Source organism: Synergistaceae bacterium (genome assembly GCA_017444345.1).
GTDB lineage: Bacteria > Synergistota > Synergistia > Synergistales > Aminobacteriaceae > JAFUXM01.
In genome coordinates this window covers 1-20,828 of record JAFSWW010000032.1, presented here as the reverse complement: position 1 = coordinate 20,828, position 20,828 = coordinate 1, and the positions used below count along the sequence as shown (strand labels likewise).

16 protein-coding genes are annotated in these 20,828 nt (G+C 40.0%); 5 read left to right on the top strand and 11 right to left on the bottom strand.

Features of this window, described 5'->3' with window-relative positions; genetic code table 11:
• A partial coding sequence (locus IJS99_02055; protein MBQ7560605.1) for a hypothetical protein occupies nucleotides 1-2,768 on the top strand: 2,768 nt, incomplete at its 5' end.
• A gap of 22 nt (nucleotides 2,769-2,790) precedes the next feature.
• On the opposite strand, the gene IJS99_02050 is transcribed toward IJS99_02055, so the two are convergent.
• The 6 genes from IJS99_02050 to IJS99_02025 all read right to left on the bottom strand — a co-directional run bounded on the left by IJS99_02050 (nucleotide 2,791) and on the right by IJS99_02025 (nucleotide 12,597).
• Nucleotides 2,791-5,616, bottom strand: coding sequence for a type I restriction endonuclease subunit R (locus IJS99_02050; GenBank protein ID MBQ7560604.1), 2,826 nt, complete (start codon nucleotides 5,614-5,616; stop codon nucleotides 2,791-2,793).
• 27 nt (nucleotides 5,617-5,643) lie between these two features.
• The gene (locus tag IJS99_02045; protein ID MBQ7560603.1) at nucleotides 5,644-6,942 is read right to left on the bottom strand and encodes a restriction endonuclease subunit S; all 1,299 of its coding nucleotides are present in this window, start codon (nucleotides 6,940-6,942) and stop codon (nucleotides 5,644-5,646) included.
• Complete coding sequence (locus tag IJS99_02040; protein MBQ7560602.1) at nucleotides 6,939-8,657, bottom strand: SAM-dependent DNA methyltransferase; 1,719 nt, start codon at nucleotides 8,655-8,657, stop codon at nucleotides 6,939-6,941. Before IJS99_02040 ends, IJS99_02045 begins: the two co-directional genes overlap by 4 nt.
• Nucleotides 8,658-8,720: 63 nt before the next feature.
• A complete protein-coding gene (gene glmS, locus IJS99_02035) occupies nucleotides 8,721-10,550 on the bottom strand; it encodes a glutamine--fructose-6-phosphate transaminase (isomerizing) (protein ID MBQ7560601.1) in 1,830 nt (609 codons plus the stop codon).
• A 127-nt stretch (nucleotides 10,551-10,677) separates the two neighbouring features.
• The gene (gene rlmB, locus IJS99_02030; GenBank protein MBQ7560600.1) at nucleotides 10,678-11,412 is read right to left on the bottom strand and encodes a 23S rRNA (guanosine(2251)-2'-O)-methyltransferase RlmB; all 735 of its coding nucleotides are present in this window, start codon (nucleotides 11,410-11,412) and stop codon (nucleotides 10,678-10,680) included.
• Nucleotides 11,413-11,415: 3 nt separating this feature from the next.
• On the bottom strand, nucleotides 11,416-12,597 hold the full coding sequence (locus IJS99_02025; protein ID MBQ7560599.1) for an extracellular solute-binding protein: 1,182 nt from the start codon (nucleotides 12,595-12,597) through the stop codon (nucleotides 11,416-11,418).
• Between the two features lie 307 nt (nucleotides 12,598-12,904).
• On the opposite strand from IJS99_02025, the gene IJS99_02020 reads away from it, so the two are divergent.
• Together IJS99_02020 and IJS99_02015 are read left to right on the top strand one after the other, a co-directional pair.
• The gene (locus IJS99_02020) at nucleotides 12,905-14,350 is read left to right on the top strand and encodes an MBOAT family protein (GenBank protein MBQ7560598.1); all 1,446 of its coding nucleotides are present in this window, start codon (nucleotides 12,905-12,907) and stop codon (nucleotides 14,348-14,350) included.
• Nucleotides 14,351-14,366: 16 nt separating this feature from the next.
• Nucleotides 14,367-15,338 (top strand): hypothetical protein, encoded by a 972-nt coding sequence (locus IJS99_02015; GenBank protein ID MBQ7560597.1) that lies wholly within the window; start codon nucleotides 14,367-14,369, stop codon nucleotides 15,336-15,338.
• A gap of 26 nt (nucleotides 15,339-15,364) precedes the next feature.
• Here IJS99_02015 and secF read toward each other — a convergent pair whose 3' ends face one another.
• The 5 genes from secF to IJS99_01990 form a co-directional block, all read right to left on the bottom strand.
• Nucleotides 15,365-16,228: a protein translocase subunit SecF gene (gene secF / locus IJS99_02010; protein ID MBQ7560596.1), complete on the bottom strand. Its 864-nt coding sequence runs from the start codon at nucleotides 16,226-16,228 to the stop codon at nucleotides 15,365-15,367.
• Nucleotides 16,225-17,613 (bottom strand): protein translocase subunit SecD, encoded by a 1,389-nt coding sequence (gene secD, locus IJS99_02005; protein MBQ7560595.1) that lies wholly within the window; start codon nucleotides 17,611-17,613, stop codon nucleotides 16,225-16,227. The genes secF and secD overlap by 4 nt, the downstream gene beginning before the upstream one ends.
• Nucleotides 17,614-17,898, bottom strand: coding sequence for a preprotein translocase subunit YajC (yajC, locus tag IJS99_02000; GenBank protein ID MBQ7560594.1), 285 nt, complete (start codon nucleotides 17,896-17,898; stop codon nucleotides 17,614-17,616).
• Between the two features lie 158 nt (nucleotides 17,899-18,056).
• Nucleotides 18,057-19,352 carry a phosphopyruvate hydratase gene (gene eno / locus IJS99_01995; GenBank protein MBQ7560593.1) on the bottom strand — a complete coding sequence of 432 codons (1,296 nt, stop codon included), beginning with the start codon at nucleotides 19,350-19,352 and terminating at the stop codon, nucleotides 18,057-18,059.
• 65 nt (nucleotides 19,353-19,417) lie between these two features.
• Nucleotides 19,418-19,693, bottom strand: coding sequence for an RNA-binding S4 domain-containing protein (locus IJS99_01990; protein MBQ7560592.1), 276 nt, complete (start codon nucleotides 19,691-19,693; stop codon nucleotides 19,418-19,420).
• 539 nt (nucleotides 19,694-20,232) lie between these two features.
• Here IJS99_01990 and IJS99_01985 point away from each other — a divergent pair.
• Nucleotides 20,233-20,574, top strand: a complete 342-nt coding sequence (locus IJS99_01985) for an IS5 family transposase (GenBank protein ID MBQ7560591.1) — start codon at nucleotides 20,233-20,235, stop codon at nucleotides 20,572-20,574.
• On the top strand, nucleotides 20,460-20,828 hold a 369-nt coding region (locus tag IJS99_01980; GenBank protein ID MBQ7560590.1), incomplete at its 3' end, for a transposase. The genes IJS99_01985 and IJS99_01980, both read left to right, overlap by 115 nt.

Sequence of the window (20,828 nt, the reverse complement as noted above, 5' to 3'; positions counted from 1 at the left end):
TGAAAAAATTTTTTGCGGCTGTTATAGCTTGCTTGATTGCGGGAACTGCACACGCAGATATTGACCCTGAAAAAATTTTAGAATCTATGACTCTTAATGAGAAAATAGGCCAGTTATTTATAATTCGTCCGGATCAGCTTGACACGAGATTAACTCTTGAAGATATTCACAATGACAAGAAAAACGCTGTAGGAGTCAAAAATTTAAATCCTGTAATGCTTGATAATCTTAAAAAATTTCCGGCCGGGGGGTTCGCTATTTTCCGGAAAAATTTAGAGAGTCCCTCACAAATAAAGAAATTCAATCAGGCACTAAAAGATTCAAGCAAAATATTTCCGTTTATAGCAATCGACGAGGAGGGCGGACAAATTGCAAGAATCGCGAATAATAACGCCTTCAACGTTCCGAAATTCAAGAGTTCAGCAGAAATAGCTAAAACAGGGCAGACTCTCAAAGCCTCGCTAATAATCGGCAAATATCTCAAAGAATACGGATTTAATTATAATTTCGCACCAGTCGCCGACGTGAACACGAACCCGCAAAATATTGTAATCGGTGATAGAGCTTTCGGGAATGATCCGGATTTTGCAGCAAAAAATGTCAGTGAATATCTTGACGGACTCCACGCTCATTGTATAGCAGGCAGCATTAAGCACTTTCCCGGACACGGCGACACCACAAATGACACTCACGCAGGGCAGGTTATAATTTATAAGACTTGGCCGGAATTGTTAAAATGTGAAATAATACCCTTCAAAGCAAATCTAAACAAGGCCGACTCAGTTATGACAGCACATATTAATTTGCCGAACGTAACGCGGGAGAATTTGCCGGCGAGCCTCTCACATGAATTAATAACCGGAAAATTACGCAATGAACTAAAATATAACGGAGTAATAATCACTGACGCTTTAATGATGGGCGCGATAAAAGATAATTACTCGTCGGAAAATGCCGCAGTTATGGCGATAAAAGCGGGCTGCGATATTTTATTAATGCCCTATGATTATATAGCAGCTTTTGAAGGAGTGGTCAAGGCTGTGAAATCCGGGCAAATTTCAGAAGAAAGAATTAATCAAAGCGTGAGGAGAATTCTAATAATGAAGCATAATTTACAGGAGCCCAAATGGTGGCAAAAATCAGCAGTCTATCAAATTTACCCGAAAAGTTTTGCGGACTCTGACAGCTCAGGGACGGGCGATATTAACGGCATAACAAGCAAATTAGATTATCTTCAGGAACTCGGCATAAAATCTATATGGATTACTCCTGTTTATGAGTCGCCCATGATTGATAACGGCTATGACGTTGCGAATTACACGGGAATAGATAAAACTTTCGGAACTATGGCAGATTTTGATAATTTATTGTCTCAAGCAAAGAAACGCGATATTAAAATCGTCATGGATCTAGTTTATAATCACACTTCAGACCAGCATAAATGGTTTATCGAGTCAAAATCAAGCAAAAATAATCCCAAATCAGACTGGTACATTTGGCGGGACGCTAAAGAAGACGGGACTCCTCCCACTAACTGGCGGGCAATTTTCGGCGGAAGTGCGTGGACATGGTGCGAAGAGAGACAGCAATATTATTTACACACTTTTGCGAGTCAACAGCCTGATTTGAACTGGGAGAATCCGGAAGTTAGGCGGGCTTTATACGACGCTGCTAATTTCTGGGTAGATAAAGGAGTCGGCGGATTCAGAGTCGATGCTATTGTTTATATCAAGAAACCTGCGGAATTTATTGACGGTAAACCCGACGGAAAAGACGGCTTAATAAATATACACAACATGACAGCGAACACGCCGGGAATTCTTGAATTTTTGCGGGAATTCAAGCGGGAAGTTTTTGACGGTCATGATATTTTCACGGTCGGAGAAGCTAACGGAGTCAAACCTGAAGAATTATCGCAATGGGTCGGGGATTATGGAGTCTTTGACATGTTATTTGAATTCAGTCACACAAATTTAGCTCTCAATGAGTCCGAGATATGGTGCGAGCCGGTAAAATGGAAATTAACGGATCTCAAGCGCGCAATCTCTCGGAGTCAAGACGCAACAAAATATAATGGCTGGTACCCCGTTTTTTTCGAGAATCATGACCGCCCAAGAAGCATAAATTATTATTTCTATGAGGGAGCAGACAAGAAAAAAGCTGCAAAGGCACTCGCTGCGATTCTATTAACAATGAGGGGGACTCCGTTTATTTATCAGGGTGAAGAACTCGGAATGAGTAATATTAACTGGGATAATATAAATATTTACGATGATATTTCGTCAAAAGCTCAATATAATTTTGCCCTAAATGAAGGCTTTACACCTGATGAAGCTATGAAATTTGTTAAATTTTTCAGCCGGGACAACGCACGCACTCCCATGCAATGGAATAATAAAACTAGCGCGGGATTCTCAAGTAATTCTAAAACTTGGCTCCCAGTGAACGAGAATTATTTAACTATTAATGCCGAGAACGAAATAAATGACTCTGACTCGGTGCTTAACTGGTATAAAAATTTGCTGGCATTCAGGAATAAGAATAATATTTTAATTATGGGCGATTATCAAGAAATATTATCAGACAGTGAAGAAATTTTTGCGTTTGAACGTTCACTTGATAACGAGAAAATTATTACACTCGTAAATTTTTCAGCAAATCCCGTGAAGATTCCCGATATAGCAGGCTCAAGAAAGATTATTTTTTGCAGTGAGAATGACCCCGAACCCGACAAATTAAAACCTTTAGAAGCACGCATATATCAATAAAAATTTATCCCACCGGTGAGTCTCAAGATTCGCCGGCCTTCATTTGTGTATATCTAAAAATTTTCTCGGAAATATCCTGCTTTCTATTCTCGTTAATGATTTTCACGTACAAATCTTTGTTTATATTAAATAACGAATTTAACGCGTTCTCAAATGCCCTGTCAAATTCAAGCGCCGCCCCCTGAATATCCGAATTTCTTAGAGCGTTTATATATCCGTTGTCGTTCATTATTTCATTAAGAATTATTCTCAGCTCGCTGTCTTGAAAGCCGTAATGTTTATTGAAATCGTTAATTAATTCGTCAAGAGTCTTTATTTCGTGATTTTCCGGACTCATATTTGCTGAAATATTCACCGGCTTTATTTCCGAGTCGTCATCTTTGAGCGTAATATTTAACATTTTTTGCGCGCTTATCCTGTAATTCTCAAGTTCGGCCAAGTCTGAAAAATTTTGCTGCTCGGTCTTGTCGTCAAATTTGAGTTCACTTAATAATAAAGTCAGAAATATTGAAAGCCTTTCCCAGTATTCGCGGGGATGTGTCAGAATAGCACCGATATAATGATATTGCTTGAGATAAGATTTTGACTCGCTGATAAATTTTTTTTGCGTAATCGTGTCAAGTTTATCAAAGTTTTCTTTTATCAAATTGAGCTGATAATTTACTTGCTCATGATTTATAAACATGTCAGAAATTTTCTTAACGTCATTATCACAGAAAATATTATATTGCTCTAACGAGTCTATTAACTTTTCTAGTTTGCCCGGATCTGTCTTGCCCGATAAAATTATATTAGTGTAATAGCGCGAGAAGGACTTCGAAATATCTTCAGGCTTATTCACGAAATCTAATATAAAAGTGTCCTGCTTGCCCGGATATTTTCTATTCAGGCGTGAAAGGGTCTGCACAGCTCGGACTCCGTTTAACGGCTTGTCTATATACATTGTGTGTAATAACGGCTCGTCAAAACCTGTCTGAAACATATCAGCAACGACTAAAATTTTATACGGGTCATTCTTGAATTTATCGGGAATTTCTGAGTCAGGGAATTTATTTATTTTCGCTGAAGTTATTTTATTTCTTTCGCCGGAAAATGCGATTATTGCTTTATAGTCCCGTCCGCGTGAATCTATTAATTTATTTATCGCATTAAAAAATTTTATGCAGCAGTCTATATTACTTGTTATTATCATTGCACGGGCTTTATTATTTAATATTCCGCGCTGTATAATCTGTTCATAAAAATGTGTCTCAATAATTTCTGCTTTCTCGTTAATGACTCTCTCATCACTGACAGCAAGATATAATAATTTCGGCTCTGCTCCGGTTGATTTAATGAGTTTATCGCCGTCATTATTCTTAACCCGCAAATTATAATAGCATTCATAGGGCGTGTAATTAGTCAAGACATCAAGTATAAATTTTTCTTGTATAGCCTGCTTCATTGTATAAACGTGAAATGCCTTGTGCGTGCCGTCTTGAGTCAATGTCCCGAATACTTCAAGAGTTTTATTTTTCGGAGTCGCTGTGAAAGCAAAATAGCTCGCGTTATTCTGATATTTACGGCCTGACATGTAATTATTTATTTTGTCCTCGTCATCGAGTCCCGATATTACGCGATTCAATGCCGCAGAATTCTCCCCGCCCTGCCCTGAATGTGCCTCGTCTATTATTACAGCAAATTTTTTATCAGCATTCTCCGTGCTGCCTAACCCGTCAACTATCACACTAAATTTTTCTATAGTGCTTATTATTATTCTTTTGCCTGAGTTTATAGCATATTGCAGAGCCCGTGAATTATTCGCCCATTTTATGACGCTGCCGACCTGCGCAAAACTTTTTATAGTGTCTCGAATTTGTTTATCAAGCAAGACTCTATCTGTAATCACGAAAACAGAGTCAAACATATTCCGGCCGTCCTTCTCAAGATTGATTAACTGATAAGCAAGCCACGCTATTGTGTTAGATTTGCCGCTCCCTGCGCTGTGCTGAATTAAATATTTTTGTCCGGCACCGTTTATTTTTGCGTGAGTTATTAATTTCTCCACTGCGTCAAACTGATGATAACGAGGGAATATCTGAATTTGTTTATCGTTCATTAAGTGCGCATAAGACTCTATAATCTTTGTGAGAGTCCCCCGTGTCAAAATTTCTTCCCATAAATAACAAGTCTTCTTTTTGTCCTTAACCGGCGGATTTCCTGAGCCGCCTTTATAGCCCCTGTCAAACGGTAAAAACTCGCTTTCTTGGCCGTCAAGTTTAGTGCAAAATTTTATATTGTCCTCGTCAACTGCAAAATGAACTATACAGCGTTTGAACATAAATAATAACTCGTCGGGGCTGCGTGTAGTCTTGTATTGCTGCTCTGCGTCTGAAATATTTTGACCTGATAATACGCGCTTTAATTCTATAGTGATAATCGGCAGGCCGTTAATAAATATGCACATATCGGCCGAGTAATTATTAAACCGTGAATAATGAAGCTGTCTCGTTACGCTGAAAATATTTTTTGCGAAATCAATTTTTGCCCTAGTATTCTTATCTGAAGGCGACGAATAATATAATTTGAGTCCGTCAACTCCCCGCCGGAGCACGTCAATAATTCCCCGTTCTGTAATAGCTGTGCTTATGCGTGATAGAAAATTTCTTTTCGCGAGTTCGGATTTAGGAGCCGTAAACTTTTCAGGCTGTGAAGATTCAAGAAAGCGCGCTAATATAGGCCAGTCAAGCGCAAATTCTTTGTTGTAATCCGCATTATTGCCCAGTTCGTAGCCGTTGACGTTCACAAGATAATTAGTGATTTCTGATTCAAATTCCTGTTCAGATAAATATTTTCCGCTGTCAGACATAATAAAATTTTCAGCTCCATTAAGAATTTATATAATTATATCGCGTAAATCAAGCTGACCAGTTACACAATCAGAAATTAAACGCGCCTTGAGTTCGTCAAATAAAGAAATTTCACGCTCATAAAGAGTTATAAGCCGGTCGATTTTGCCGCAAATTCCGTCGAGATATGCTGCGATTTGATTTTGTTCTGATAAGGGCGGGAGGGGGATAATAATTTGCTTTGTTTCTGACTGATTAATAATAGGTAATGTTGTAGATTTTGCAGTATACAAAATATAATCTTTTATTGCACGTAAATAGAACGCTAAATATTTGAAGTTAATTATATTATCATCACAAATAATCGCGTTAATTTGTTGATTTGTTGAGCATTCAATATCTGATACACATATTTTGCCGATTGTGCCGATACCTACCATTAATACAGAATTTTTCGGAATAACTTTTACAAATTTTGCGCCCTCTGTTGATAAATATTTTTTTGCTTTGTTTATATATAAATTTTCGCCTAAATCCCCCGGAGTATACCACGCTAAACCGTTCGCACTGAAAAATTCTTCCTTTACCCCCGGCGGAGTCGTTCCCGTTATTATACCCTTACAAATTCTCTTAATTCTCGAAATCTCCCAGTGCGCTGGAATCTCGCCTAATATATCAACGCCGCTTTGTTTGAGTTCCGCATTAGGGTTCAAGCCTTTAGTTACGGAATTATTAATAATAACTTTCTTGAGTTCGGCCAAGTCGATTAATTGTTTTTTCCTGAGTGAGATTAATTTATTTATCCGGCTGACTTTGTAATCAAGATAACGCGCGATTTTGTCTTGTTCTGATAGGGGCGGGAGAGGGATATAAATTTTACCGATTGTTTTTGCTGTTAATTGATTGATTGTAGAAGTTGTAAATAAACTTTTATAAGGTGGTATACATACCTGAAGCAAATAATATGCAAATTTATCTAATAAATTCGTTCTATAACGCCACATAAACGAGCCGAAACTCGCAACAATATTATTATCTATGTATGCACATTTGCCGACTAAATTCGCATTCCCATTACTCGCGCATATTATAATATCTCCATTTTTGAGCATTAAATCTTGAGAAACATTCTTAACGTATACACAATCATTAAAATCTAATTTATTTGATTGTATATTAGATGAGCGCAAAACAAGAACGCCTTTATTATCGGATAAATCAGCTGGAGAATATGTTAAACCGTGTCGAAATGAGCCAGTATATTTTAATCGTATAATCTCCCAGTGACTCGGAATTTTACCCAGCCACGCAATATGAGAGTCTTTATATTCCGGGTAACGTTTCATTGAGAAAGCCCCCTTAAAATCTCGTCGGCCTCGTTATTTGTGTTGTGAATGCTCTGTAAAATTTCCTGAATAGTTCTCGCGTTATCTGGCCTGTAAAAATATTTTGTAAATGAGATCTCGCAGCCCGTTTGAGTCTTTTTCTTGTCAATAACTGCATCAGGAGCGAACGGCAGCACTTCTTTATTCATAAATCCCTGAATGCCGCCCGGATAATTGAACGGTATAATTTCCGTGTCAGCAGCTTGGCCGGGTCTCTTGATACTGACTTGCCAGTAAAGGAACTCGTTATTATCAAGAATAATGCTGTGTTGATTTTCCTGCATATTGACAAAAATTTTTACGATTTCAGCGCGTATATCTTGAGTCAATTCACAATTTTTGCTGCCCATATTTTTGCGAAGTGGTGATTTCATATCGACTGCGTTAATTAGTTGAATTTTTCCGCGCCTTCTGTCATCTTTCTTATTAGATAATACCCATATAAAAGTGTTAATGCCCGTATTATAGAACATATTTTCAGGGAGAGCGATAATAGCTTCTAATAAATCATGCTCGATTATGAATTTACGCGCGTTACTTTCCCCGCTGCCCGCGTCGCCCGTGAAGATAGATGACCCGTTATGAACTTCAGCAATACGGCTGCCCATGCGAGAGTCTTTCATCTTAGAAATATTATTCAGCAAAAACAATAATTGTCCGTCGCTTGTACGTGGAATTAGTGAAATATTGCCGTCGTAAAATCTTGAGTCAGTGATCTGCTTTTTCTCGCCCGATGACATTTTTTCGGAGTCAGATTTCCAGCTCTTACCGTACGGAGGATTAGACAGCATAAAATCGAACGTCATATTTTTGTGTAAGTCATTTGAGAGAGTTGACCCGAAAGCGATATTTTTAGCTTGTGAGCCGTCGCCCTTGAGAATTAAATCAGCCTTTGCTATAGCGTAAGTTTCCGAGTTAATTTCTTGACCGAATAAATGAATAGAGATTCTTTTGCCGCGTTCATTAGCTAATTGCTTGAGTCTCTCTTCTGCAGCCGTCAACATTCCGCCCGTCCCGCAAGCTCCGTCATAAAAAGTGTAAACGCTGTCTTGAATCTTGTCAGCAATCGGAGTAAAAATCAAATCGGCCATTAATTCGACGACATCGCGGGGAGTCCAGTGTTCGCCGGCCTCTTCGTTATTATCTTCATTGAAGCGGCGTAATAATTCCTCGAAAATAGTACCCATTGCGTGATTGTCGAGTTTTTCGGGGCTTAAGTCAATATCGGGAGCTGTAAATTTTGCAAGAACGTCGCCGAGAATTCCGGAGTCTTTCATTTTAGCGGCCTGATCATGAAAGTTAAATTTTTTGATAATGTCCTGAATATTAGCCGAGAATCCATCAAGATAAGCTATTAAATCATCGTACATTTTTTCAGGAGTTGGGCGGCCTGCTATTTCTGTGAGAGTGAACTGTGAAATATTATAGAAGGCTTCTCCGGCGGCATTGAGTAAAGCGGATTCTTGTTTATCTTCAGTGAGTCCGGACGAGTCGAGCAGATTTTTACGTTCTAAGATTTGAGCGCGTTTTTTCTCCAGAACAGAGTCAATGCGTCTAATAACAGTCATGGGCAGAATAACATCACGATATTTGCCGCGTACGTATACATCGCGCAAGACATCATCAGCGACTGACCAAATGAAATTAACGATAAAATTATGAGTCTGATTATCCATGATAGTATGAGCTCCTTTGCCGCCGACGGGGTGGGCGGTCGGGAGTCGGCGGCACAAAAAATTTTATTCAACGGTAACACTTTTAGCGAGATTTCTAGGTTTGTCAACGTCTAACTTTCTTGCAACTGCTACATAATAGCCGAGTAACTGCAGCGGAATAACAGCAAGACTCGCCGCTAAATGCTCATCAGTCTCAGGAACATGAAATATAAAATCTGCCTCATCCTTCAAAGCCTCACAGCCCCTCATTGACACGACTAACAAGAAAGCTCCGCGGCTCTTAGCCTCTAACATGTTACTTGCTATTTTCTGGTATAAATTTTTCTGGGTAATGACTCCGGCGACCAACATATTTTTTTCGATTAAGCTGATCGGGCCGTGTTTCATTTCACCTGCTGCACATGCCTCGGAGTGTAAATAGCTGATTTCCTTCATCTTTAGGCTGCCTTCCATAGCAACGGCATAATCAATATTGCGGCCAAGATAGAAGGCATTTCTTGAATTAACAAATTTCTCGGCAATTTCGGCGAGTCTTTCTTTCTCGTCAAGAATCTCGTCAATTTTTTCGGGCAATTTCTGGATCTCACTGATTAAATTTTCGCAGCTCAAATCATCAAGAGTCCCCCGAATCTGTGCAAATTTTATCGCGAGAATATAACAGGCAATTAACTGCGCGCTATATGCCTTAGTAGTAGCTACTGCAATTTCCGGGCCGGCCATTGTGTAAAAAACGCTGTCAGCTTCACGGGCTATAGTACTTCCTACGACATTTACAATAGCAAGAGTCTTTATTCCCTTTTCATGAGCGAGTCTCATTGCTGCTAAAGTGTCGGCTGTTTCTCCTGACTGTGAAATAATTACGGCCAGAGCGTTTTTATCGAGCGGCATTTTACGATAACGGAATTCTGAAGCGAGTTCGATTCTGACCGGAATTTGTGCTAAATCTTCAATTACGTATTGAGCAACTGCTCCGGCGTGATAAGCTGAACCGCAGGCGATTATATAAATTTGTGAGATTGATTTTATCTGCTCGTCATTGAGTCCCATATCTGACAGATCGATTTTATTTGAGTGAAAGACTGATCCGAAAGTGTCTTTAACTGCCCGCGCCTGTTCGTGAATTTCCTTCATCATGAAGTGTTCAAATCCGCCCTTCTCTGCTGCCTGAGCGTCCCATGTAACTTCGCTTAATTCTTTATGTTTTGCGAATCCTTCAGTGTCAAAGAATCTCACGACTCCTTTTTTCAGCTGTACGATTTCCATATTATCGAGATAATAAACTTGTCTAGTGTCTTGTAATATAGCTGATACATCGGACGCAAGGAAGGACTCGCCCTTACCCTGACCGGCAATTAACGGCAAATCTTTACGGGCTCCCCAGACTTCACCGGGGTAATCTTTGAACAGCAGCACAAAACAGTAAGAGCCTTCTATTTTCTTGATTGCTTGAGTTATAGCTTTGAGGGGGCTTTTTTCCTGTTTATAGTAGAAATCGATTAATTTTACAGCTGCTTCTGTGTCAGTCTGTGAATAGAATTCATAGCCGTAATTAGCTAACATATTTTTAATTTCGCGGTAATTCTCGACGATCCCATTATGAACAGCAACGACTGCCGCATCATCGCTCCATAGGGGGTGGGCGTTTGTGTCTGAAGGTTCGCCGTGTGTTGCCCATCTTGTATGGCCTATTCCGCAAGTTCCTGACATGTCCTGACCGGAAATTTTTTCTTCTAAGACTTTGAGACGGCCTTTATTTTTTGCGATTTTCACGTCATTATTATCAAGTACAGCAATTCCCGCCGAGTCATATCCCCTGTATTCAAGTTTAGCAAGCCCCGATAATAGAATCGAGTCCGCCTGTCTGTCTCCTGTGTAGCCTAATATTCCGCACATTAAAAAATTTTCTCCCTTCGAGTTATATATTTATATTATATGCGTGTTAGTAGTTATTTGCGTAAAAATTTTGAGAAGTAATAAGAAGTAACAACCGGGGGAATTATGAATCGCCCCGGCCGAATAGTTATAATAAATAATTTCTTGACCACTCAAAGACTCCCAGTGCCGCAGCAACACTCGCATTTAATGAGCCTGTGCCGCCTCTGATAGGAATCTTCACGAGTAAATCGCAATTTTCACGAACTAACCGCGAGAGTCCTTCACCTTCCGCACCGATAACAAGCGCTGTGCGTTCCGGCAATTTTTCAGACCATATAGAAATTTTTGCGTTCGAATCGAGTCCGACTGTCCAGAAATTTGCGGCCTTCAGTCTCTCAAGAGTCCGAGTTATATTCACGACTTGTATAACTGGGAGTCTTAACGCAGCCCCCGCACTAGTTTTTATGACTGTATCATTAGGAGTCGCAGATCTTCTTTTAGCATTGATTACGCACAACGCCCCGCCAGCTTCTGCCGAACGTATTACAGCTCCTAAATTATGCGGGTCTTCTATGTGATCCAGCACGACAATAAGAGCAGGGGAATTATTATCAAGTCCATTCAAGAAATCATCAAGTTCAATAGCTTTAACTTGAGTCAACTTGCAAATAACGCCCTGATGCCTTTCTCCGTCTGAAAGTTTATCGAGTGCTTCAGGCTTGAGAATTTGATATGTAATCTTTGCTTGTTTTGCGAGCTCTATAATCTCATCGAGAAAAGGCGGCCTCACGTTATCAGCGATTAAAATTTTCTGGCATTTTTCCGGACTCAGTCTAAGCAGATCTATAACGGGTTTGCGTCCCCTGCAAATATCGCTCATGATTTATTTTGCCTTCTTTTGTGTGAGTGTTGCCCAGTCTAAATTATTCCAGTCAGGTTCTGCGGGTGCGTTTGCATTATCTGCCCAGTAAAAGCCTAAATTTGTCATTATATTAGTCCACTCTGAAGAATGAAGGCCTACATATTCGGCGTAAGTCATATCAGTGCCGGGGACTTTTGTGAGGGCGCAATTTTTGAGAGTATACAGAGGCACCGGGTCAGAAAGCGCGTCGACGTTGCAAGGATATGAGTCAAACTCTTCACTCCATGCGCGTTGAATTTCAGCACTGCCGAACCATTCAGCAAATTTTTTAACGTGTTCGGTCTGTTCGGGCGTTCTATTTTTATTAGCAAGGACTCCGATATATTCAGCGATATAATATGTCCCGTCGTCGATTTCTACGAGCTGCCAGTTTTCAGGCTTGATTGTACCCTTTAGAGGATTCTTTGAAGACTGCCCGGCCGCGTCGATATTGCCATATAATGAAGACGAATAGAACGTACTGACTTGAACATCTCCGCGATTGAGAGCGTCAAAACCGTATGAGTCGCCCGTGTAATATCCATCAGCGCAATATTTCCATAAAGTTTTCCAGCCTTCTACGGAAATTCCGCCCGCTGGTGATTTAGGATCTGTGAAGGCGTATAACATGGCGTTATTTATATTCATGTTAGTAGTTCCGCCGACTCTGCCTTGACGATACCATTTATAGCCGCAGTTTACGAGGTCCGCCCAGTGCTTAAAGTGTAAAGTTCGCCCATGTGTGCCGAATTCGTCAGTGCGGTAAAGCATTAAAATATTTTGTATAACAAGCCCGTATGCCTTGCCCGGATATTTATATTCGCCTACTTTGTCAGCCCACGAAGGAGTCCAATCAATGACTGAAAGATTTTCATAATCGCCTTTGACCAGCTGCGACCATCTTACTTCATTGAGACCGAAAATTATATCGCCGTCCTTATTCTCGTTAGCAAGTTGAATCGCGCTTGTATCTCCCTTATAAACTGTCGAGTCGTCCATGTTGATAATAAAACCTGCTGATTTAGCCTCGTTTTTGAGCCAAGTAACGCGCTCGCTTGAATTAGAATTTGAGTAAATCCTAATCACATAGTCCGACGCAAAGGCACAAGCACTCACGCTCATAATAAGCACAAGAGCAAGAATAACGCTAAAAAGTTTTTTCATGATAAAATTACCCTCCTACTATAAATATAAATAATTAAATTTTTTGAGTGAGTCTATATTATCACGAGTGCAAAATTTTTCATTGAGCTAAAATCCCGAATGCGTTAAAATATTCACCGGATAAAAAAATTTTTCACAAAATCATTAAATGAAAGGATTGACAAAATTGGCCGGAAATTTGTATAATGTGGCTCGTGGCTCGTGGCTCGTGGCGTATTCTGCACTAATTTAATTTCACTTTCTCAACGTCAACAATTCCATCAACAGCAAAAAAATTTATTTATGAACTATTGCGCGAGGTGTAAACATGTTATTTAACTCGTGGCAATTTGCGGTATTCTTTCCGGTTGTATTTGCGCTTTACTGGTTTATGCCTCAAAGATTCAGGATTTATTTATTATTTGCGGCAAGTTATTATTTTTACATGAGCTGGAACGCAAAGTATGTTGTCTTGATTCTCTTCACGACTATAGTATCATATTTTGCGGCGATATTATTAGAGAAGTACAGGGCAGCGAGAAAATTAATTCTTGTAATTGCGTTAGTGTCATGTCTTGGAGTTCTGTTCGTGTTCAAATATTTTAATTTTATCTCTGAGACTCTAGTAAATTTCTTAAATATGTTCGCGAGCATAAAATTACACCCTATGACTCTAAAATTATTATTGCCGGTGGGAATTTCGTTTTATACGTTCCAGACTCTGAGCTATGTTATTGACGTGTACAAAGGCCAAGAGAAAGCAGAGAGAAATTTTATAGTTTACGCAACGTTTATATCATTCTTTCCGCAGTTAGTGGCCGGGCCGATTGAGCGCACAAAAAATTTAATGCCTCAGATAAAAAATTGCGGCTTGCTTTCATTCAAGTATGAACAGGGAGTATACGGGCTTAAATTAATTTTGCTGGGACTATTCAAGAAAATTGCGGTGGCTGATTGTCTTGCGATCTGGGTTGATGGAGGATTTGCAAAGATTGAATCGTATAGCGGCTTTGTGTTAATAATTTTATTAGGTTTCTTTGCGGTACAGATTTACTGCGATTTTTCCGGGTATTCTGACATTGCGAGGGGCTGTGCTAAGTTACTGGGAATTGACTTAATGATAAATTTCAGGAGTCCCTATTTTGCGTCAAGTATTCGGGAATATTGGCAAAGATGGCATATTTCGTTAAGTACATGGTTTCGCGACTATGTATATATTCCCTTAGGAGGGAGTCGAGTCGGCAAAATCCGGCACTATATAAATTTGTTAATAACCTTCATGATTTCAGGATTATGGCACGGAGCTAATATAACATTTTTACTCTGGGGAGCAGTACACGGGCTCGCTCAAATTATAGAAAATTTCTTAAATCTAAATCGGCGGCGTAATTTTTTGAGTGTTATTATAGTATTTGCGTTTACTTGTTTGGCGTGGGCATTTTTCAGAACGCAGACTCTTAATGAAGCTATACATATTTTTTCGCACTTATTTGACGGAATTACGAACATAAAATCATATTTATATAACGGGATTCAAGGCATAAAGTCATTACACGGCAATACTCAAATACCTGCTGCATTAATTATATCAGTTGCGATATTAGATTATTTAGCAGTTAATTACGATGATTTTGCGGCGTGGCTTAAGTCAAAACTTGCAAGTAAAAATATAATTTTGCGCTGGTCTGTATATGTGCTGCTTATATGGGTATTTATCGGCTCGCTCGGTGTATTGCAGGGAGATAACACAGAATTTATTTACTTCCAATTTTAATAGGCGGTGATTTGACATGAAAAAATTTTTACGTAGAATTTTGCTGTTTATCGTTGTATTTCTTTGTGCGATTCCTGTATTTTTCCTGTTTGGATTATTCATTGTAGGCAATCAATATCAGGAGACATACAGCGCGAGTATTATAGATAAAGTTGCCCGCTTGAAATCAATAAATGAGCCTAAAATAATTATCGTAGGAAATTCAAATCTACCATACGGCATAAATTCGGCTATGATAGAGTCTGCTATGAATATGCCCGTCGTAAATTTAGGTCTTACCGGCTATTATATGACTGACTCATTTCTTGAGAATATAGCAAAACTCAGTATGAACAGCGGAGACATAATAATTGCCGGGCATTCAAATTTCACTGATGACGGAATAATACACGAGCCTCTTTCTGAGTGGACTACGATTGAATATCATTTTGATTTATGGCCGATTTTAGATAAGGAAGATTATTTTACAATGATAATATATTATCCGAGCTACTGGCTAAGGAGTTTTGCTTTATGGATTACTCGGCAGGGGAATAAGGCGAATCCTTTAGTTGAAGCATTCACATATTCGAGAAGGTCATTAAATAAATACGGCGATATACCGGAAAAACCTGAGGTAAACAGGGGAGATTTTCGAGATTCTAAGGTTAAAGTTCCTGAAATTAATGATAGATGCGTAAATCGGCTTAATAAATATAATGCATATATCAAGAGCAAGGGTGCGACTTTCTTAATTGCCGGTTATCCTATCTTAGAAAATGAATTTACGCCGCCTAAAGAAGAATACGATAAATTTCAACGTGAGCTGGAGTCGCGGGTTGAGTGCGAAGTAATATCAAATTATCGTGATTACTTTATCCCGTATAAATATTTTTATGATTCACATCTTCATTTAGACAATGAGGGCGCAAAAATAAGAACAGGGCAATTAATCAAGGATCTTAAACGCTGGCAGTCAAAACAACAAAATAAAACCGGGAATCTCTAAGACTCCCGGCAAATTTTTATATAACTTTACTTCTTGTTCCATTCGACTAATAAGCCGGTTGCTACAAATATAGAACTCCAAGTACCTGCGATAATTCCTACTAACATCGCGTAACTGAACGCCATCAAGACGGGGCCGCCCCATACACATAGAGCAATAACGGGGAATAAAGTCGTTAAAGTCGTGTTAATAGTTCGTGATAGAGTCTGATTTAGGGATTTATTCACGAGATTTTCGATTCCTTCGCGTGAAAGATTGCCCCAGTTTTCGCGGACTCTGTCAAGAATTATGATTGTGTTGTTCAACGAATAGCCCACGATTGTGAGAATCGCCGCAATAAATGACGATGAGATCTCCATTTGTGTAATGCTGAAGAATCCCAGCGCGATTAATACATCATGAACTAGAGGCACTACACTTACTACTGCGAATCTAAATTGAAATCTCAACGTGATATAAATCAATATCGCAACAAGTGCAATAGACACGCCTATAATTGCCTGCCGTCTTAATTCTCCGCCGACAACAGGGCCGACCTTCTCGAAGCCTGTAATCTTGACATCCTTAAAATTTGTCTGCAATGTCTTAATAATTGCCTCGCGACTCTGTTCTGTGTCTTCATTTGTGCGTATGATTATGCCCTTCTCGCCGAAATGCTGAATCATTGCCCCTTTTGCTGCGACACTTGATATTATATTTCTGACCTGTGCAATATCCGGCCGAGTCTCAAATTCAGTCTGAATTACATTTCCGCCCGTGAAGTCAATTCCCAGATTGAGTCCTCTTGTTAAAAGCAGAATTATACTCGCAATTACTAATATAAGGCTGATAGTCAGAGCTATTCTTCTGTGTTTCATGAAGTCAAAATTTAGATTTAATATGCTGCTCATTTCCTTCTGATTATCTCCTTTCCGCTTTTAACGAATAATTGCAAGATTGCGCGGGTTACTACGATATTAGCAAAGACGCTCGCAACAAGTCCTATAGAAAGAGTTACGCCGAATCCCCTCACTGAACCTGACCCGAAATAAAATAATACAAGTGCTGCGATTAAAGTCGTTATATTCGAGTCTAAAATCGTAACAATTGCCTTTCTGAATCCTGAGTCAAGTGCTGCTAAAGGAGTTTTGCCTGAGTTCTGTTCTTCTTTTATGCGCTCATAAATTAAAACGTTGCCGTCTACAGCCATTCCCAGTGTCAAAATAATTCCAGCGATGCCGGGTAATGTCAAAGTAGCGTTAAATGCAATCAAGCCCGCAAAAATAAGCAAAACTGTTACAGCAAGTGCCAAGTCAGCCGCGAGTCCCCTGAAGTGATAATACAGCAGCATGAAAACGAGTACCATTCCCGCGCCGAATAAGCCAGCTTCGAGTCCCTGTCTGACTGAGTCAGCTCCTAAGCTCGGACCGACTGATCTATTTTCTGCGATCTCTACTGCAACGGGTAAAGCTCCGGCCTTCAACATAATTGCGAGTCTTCCTGCTTCTTCGTTCGTAAATCTTCCTGTAATTTGAGCATGACCGCCCGCGATTCTGTCCTGAACGACTGGAGCAGATATTACTACGTTATCAAGCACGATTGCTAATTGTTTGCCGATTAATCTTGCCGTAGCCTGCTCGAATAAATTTGCGCCGTTAGAATTGAACTCAAGAGATACTCCCATGCGGCCTAAGCTGTCGGGATTCATTGCTGCGTTGATTAAGTCTTTACCCGATAAAAGCACCGGCCCGAGTAAATAATATCTTCCTGCCTCTTCACCTTCTGCGACGATTGAGCCGGGAGTGTTCGCTGTCTTGGCCTGAAAATCTGCGCTTGAGTTTGCCATTTGTGCGACTGCTTTTTGCCAGCGATCTTGAGCGTCCGCAAATTGTACGTCATTATCATAATTGCTGCGAATAGGAGCAGGAGGAGGAGTCCCGTTTGTCTCAAGTACTTCTCTGAAATCCATTTGTGCAGTACGTCCGATTAATTCAAGAGCTGCTGCTGGGTCTTGAATGCCGGGTAAATCTACAATGATTCTATCTGATCCGCTTTTCTGGATTATGGGCTCGGCTACTCCGTATTGATCTATACGATTTCTAAGGACTGCCAAGAGTCTGTCAATGCTGTCATCACGCACGGGATTCTCCGGGGTGTCTTTTGCCTGCAAAACGATATGAGCCCCGCCCTTAAGATCTAAGCCGAGATTAATATCATTTCTTGCGTACCATACGAAAGCACCCGCCGCAATCAGCACAATAATTACAAGCCAAAGTCTAGTTCTATTTGAGAGCATTTAAGCCGTTGCCCCCTGATTAGCAGCATTTGCCGTGTTGTTAGAAGCCCGCTTTGTCTGTACTGCTGATTTAAGAATTCGAACTCTTACACCCTCGGCGATTTCAATCTGGAAAGAGTCTTCTCTTACTTCTCTGACTGTTCCCATGAAACCGCCTATTGTTACAATTTCGTCGCCGCGATTTATGCTCGCAATCATGTTATTATGCTGTTTATCCCGTTTTCTTTGAGGTCTGATAATGAAGAAATAAAATATTAATACAAATATTGCAAGCGGGAATAACATTCCCATGAGTCCGCCGCCCTGAGCAGCCGCACCAGCATCACCGCCGCCGCCGCCAGTTCCTGAACCTGCAGGAGCTCCGCCGCCCCCGCAAACATTTACAGCTGTTGTTGATTCTGCCATGTCTGAAAAAATTACCTCCTGAAAAATTTATTAATTACTTATTTCCACATCGGTGAATATTTCGCGAGTCCTGCGTATTTTGCTGCGTCTCCGAGTTCTTCCTCGATCCTGATTAACTGATTGTATTTCGCGATTCTGTCAGTTCTTGCCACGGTGCCCGTCTTTATCTGGCCTGCACGAGTCGCAACTGCCAAATCTGCAATAAACGTGTCCGCTGTCTCGCCCGAACGGTGAGAAACTACTGCCGCATAACCCGAATCCGCTGCCATTTGGATAACTTGAAGAGTCTCGCTGACTGTACCGATCTGATTTAATTTCACGAGTACTGCATTTGCTACACCTTCAGAGATTCCGCGAGCTAAGATTTTAGGATTCGTTACAAATAAGTCATCGCCGACCAACTGAATTTTCTTGCCGAGTGCCGCAGTAAGTTCCGCCCAGCCTTCCCAGTCATCTTCAGCACAGCCGTCTTCAATTGAAATAACGGGATAATTTGCTACGAGTTTCTCATAAAGTTTAACGAGTTCGCCCGAAGTATATTCAGCTCCGCCGCTCTTACTGAAGACGTATTTATTTTTTTCGGGGACAAAGAATTCACTTGACGCTACGTCTAATGCAAAACTCACATCATCACCGGGCTTATAACCTGCCTTATTAACTGCTTCCATTAATAAATCAAGTGCTTCCTCGTTATTCTTGAGATTAGGAGCGAATCCGCCTTCATCGCCTACACCTGTAGAATATCCGCGGGCCTTTGTGCAGCTCTTGAGTGCGTGATAAACTTCTGCGCCCATTCTCAAAGCCTCAGCAAAATTTACTCCGCTGTGAGGTACAATCATGAATTCCTGAAAATCGACTGTAGAATCAGCATGAGCTCCGCCGTTGATAACGTTCATCATGGGAGTAGGAAGTAATGCGCCGCCGACTCCTCCGAGCCACTTATAAAGCGGTAACCCGTGACTCTCTGCTGCTGCCCTTGCTGTTGCCATTGATACGCCTAAAATTGCATTTGCGCCGAGATTCTTTTTACCGTCGCTGCCGTCAAGTTCGATCATAGCTTTATCGACTGCAAATTGATCGTCTGCATCATAACAGCCGACTAACTCCGGGGCGATTTTCTCGTTTACGTTATTGACTGCGTGCTGAGTGCCTTTACCGCCGTAACGTGCCTCTTTGTCGCGAAGTTCTAAAGCCTCGTGAACGCCTGTAGATGCTCCCGAAGGAACTGCCGCTCTTCCAAATGAACCGTCATCAAGCTGAACATCAACTTCAACTGTAGGATTTCCGCGAGAGTCAAGAATTTCACGTCCATGAACTCCAACTATTAATGCCATTTAATAAAACCTCCTGATAAATATAAAATTTTTATTTGTGCTATTATAAACGGGTAACGAAATTTTTAAAATGGTAATTCGTCGGGCTTTACTGCGCGTTCGTCGATTTGTTCCCAAGAAATTGCTTTAGGACGCTTCAAAATTGCCTCGTCTGCACATAAAACTTTGACTTTCAAGACACGATTTATATATGCTATTTCTATAATACTGCCCTCGTTTACTTCACTTGAAGATTTGCACTCACGACCATTTAAGCGCACTGCACCGAGTTCGATCATTTCCTGCGCGGCTGTTCTGCGTTTTACGAGTCTTGCTAGCTTTAAGAATTTATCAAGCCTCATTAAAATTTATCCCTCCTGCTATAAAATATTCATGTTAGAATTATAATATTTTTACAGTTGCAATAATATTTATAGCTTCATAAATACGAGTAAAAATTTTCGCCATTGTTATAAAATATTCGTAAATTATAATAAAATTTTTATGTGAGAGAGTGAGATTTTACAGCTACAAGAATAATATTAATACGAGTAAAAATTTTCACCCCTGTTATAAAATATTCGTAAATTATAATAAATTTTTATGTGAGATGGTAAGTTTTACAGCTACAAGAATATTTATTTTTTCCGGTTATAGCAATGAGTCACAAAACAAAAATTTTTTGTTATATCGCAATTTTTCAGCACACATTTTTATAATAGAGCACGCAAATTTTACAGCTGCAAAATATTATATAATCATGTACGTTATAAGCCTCATAGACGGTGTCGTCAGAATAGGAAATATATGATAGTCTATAAAAAATTTTTATTAAGGGTGAAGAAAATTTATGAAATCAGAACTTCATAGACATGACATATCTGAGCGGGCATGGAAATTATTGAAAGATTATTTACCAGGTCAAAAAGGCAAGCGTGGTGGTCAGGCTCGTAATAATCGACAGTTTATTAATGCCGTTATTTGGATTTTAAGAACAGGTGCCCCATGGCGGGATTTGCCGCCGGATTATGGTGACTGGAAAAACACTCATCGTCGTTTCTGCAGATGGCGTGATAAAGGTGTTTGGGAAATGCTATTTAATTTATTTGTTCAGGACCCTGATTTTGAATGGCTTATGATAGACGCTTCTTATATCAAAGTTCACCCTCACGCAGCCGGAGCAGTAGGAGGCAGCCAAGCTATGGGTCGTACAAAAAGGGGCTCAATACGAAAATTCACATAGCGGTAGATTCATTTGGAATGCCTGTTCGCGTCATTGTTACAGAGGGAACCGTTGCTGACTGTTCAAGGGCAGGTGAACTTATTGAGGGTATCGATGCTGATTATCTTTTGGCGGATAGAGGGTATGATACTGATAATGTTATAAAACAGGTTACTGAGGCGGAAATTGAAATTGTTATTCCTCCCAAGAAAAATCGTAAAAAGCAGCGACAATATGATAAAGATATATATGAAAACCGTCATCATGTAGAAAAT

Coding starts and splice junctions, on each gene's coding strand:
- IJS99_02050 (MBQ7560604.1), bottom strand. CDS start 5,616: ATGTCTGACAGCGGAAAATATTTATCTGAACAGGAATTTGAATCAGAA.
- IJS99_02045 (MBQ7560603.1), bottom strand. CDS start 6,942: ATGAAACGTTACCCGGAATATAAAGACTCTCATATTGCGTGGCTGGGT.
- IJS99_02040 (MBQ7560602.1), bottom strand. CDS start 8,657: ATGGATAATCAGACTCATAATTTTATCGTTAATTTCATTTGGTCAGTC.
- glmS (MBQ7560601.1), bottom strand. CDS start 10,550: ATGTGCGGAATATTAGGCTACACAGGAGACAGACAGGCGGACTCGATT.
- rlmB (MBQ7560600.1), bottom strand. CDS start 11,412: ATGAGCGATATTTGCAGGGGACGCAAACCCGTTATAGATCTGCTTAGA.
- IJS99_02025 (MBQ7560599.1), bottom strand. CDS start 12,597: ATGAAAAAACTTTTTAGCGTTATTCTTGCTCTTGTGCTTATTATGAGC.
- IJS99_02020 (MBQ7560598.1), top strand. CDS start 12,905: ATGTTATTTAACTCGTGGCAATTTGCGGTATTCTTTCCGGTTGTATTT.
- IJS99_02015 (MBQ7560597.1), top strand. CDS start 14,367: ATGAAAAAATTTTTACGTAGAATTTTGCTGTTTATCGTTGTATTTCTT.
- secF (MBQ7560596.1), bottom strand. CDS start 16,228: ATGAGCAGCATATTAAATCTAAATTTTGACTTCATGAAACACAGAAGA.
- secD (MBQ7560595.1), bottom strand. CDS start 17,613: ATGCTCTCAAATAGAACTAGACTTTGGCTTGTAATTATTGTGCTGATT.
- yajC (MBQ7560594.1), bottom strand. CDS start 17,898: ATGTTATTCCCGCTTGCAATATTTGTATTAATATTTTATTTCTTCATT.
- eno (MBQ7560593.1), bottom strand. CDS start 19,352: ATGGCATTAATAGTTGGAGTTCATGGACGTGAAATTCTTGACTCTCGC.
- IJS99_01990 (MBQ7560592.1), bottom strand. CDS start 19,693: ATGAGGCTTGATAAATTCTTAAAGCTAGCAAGACTCGTAAAACGCAGA.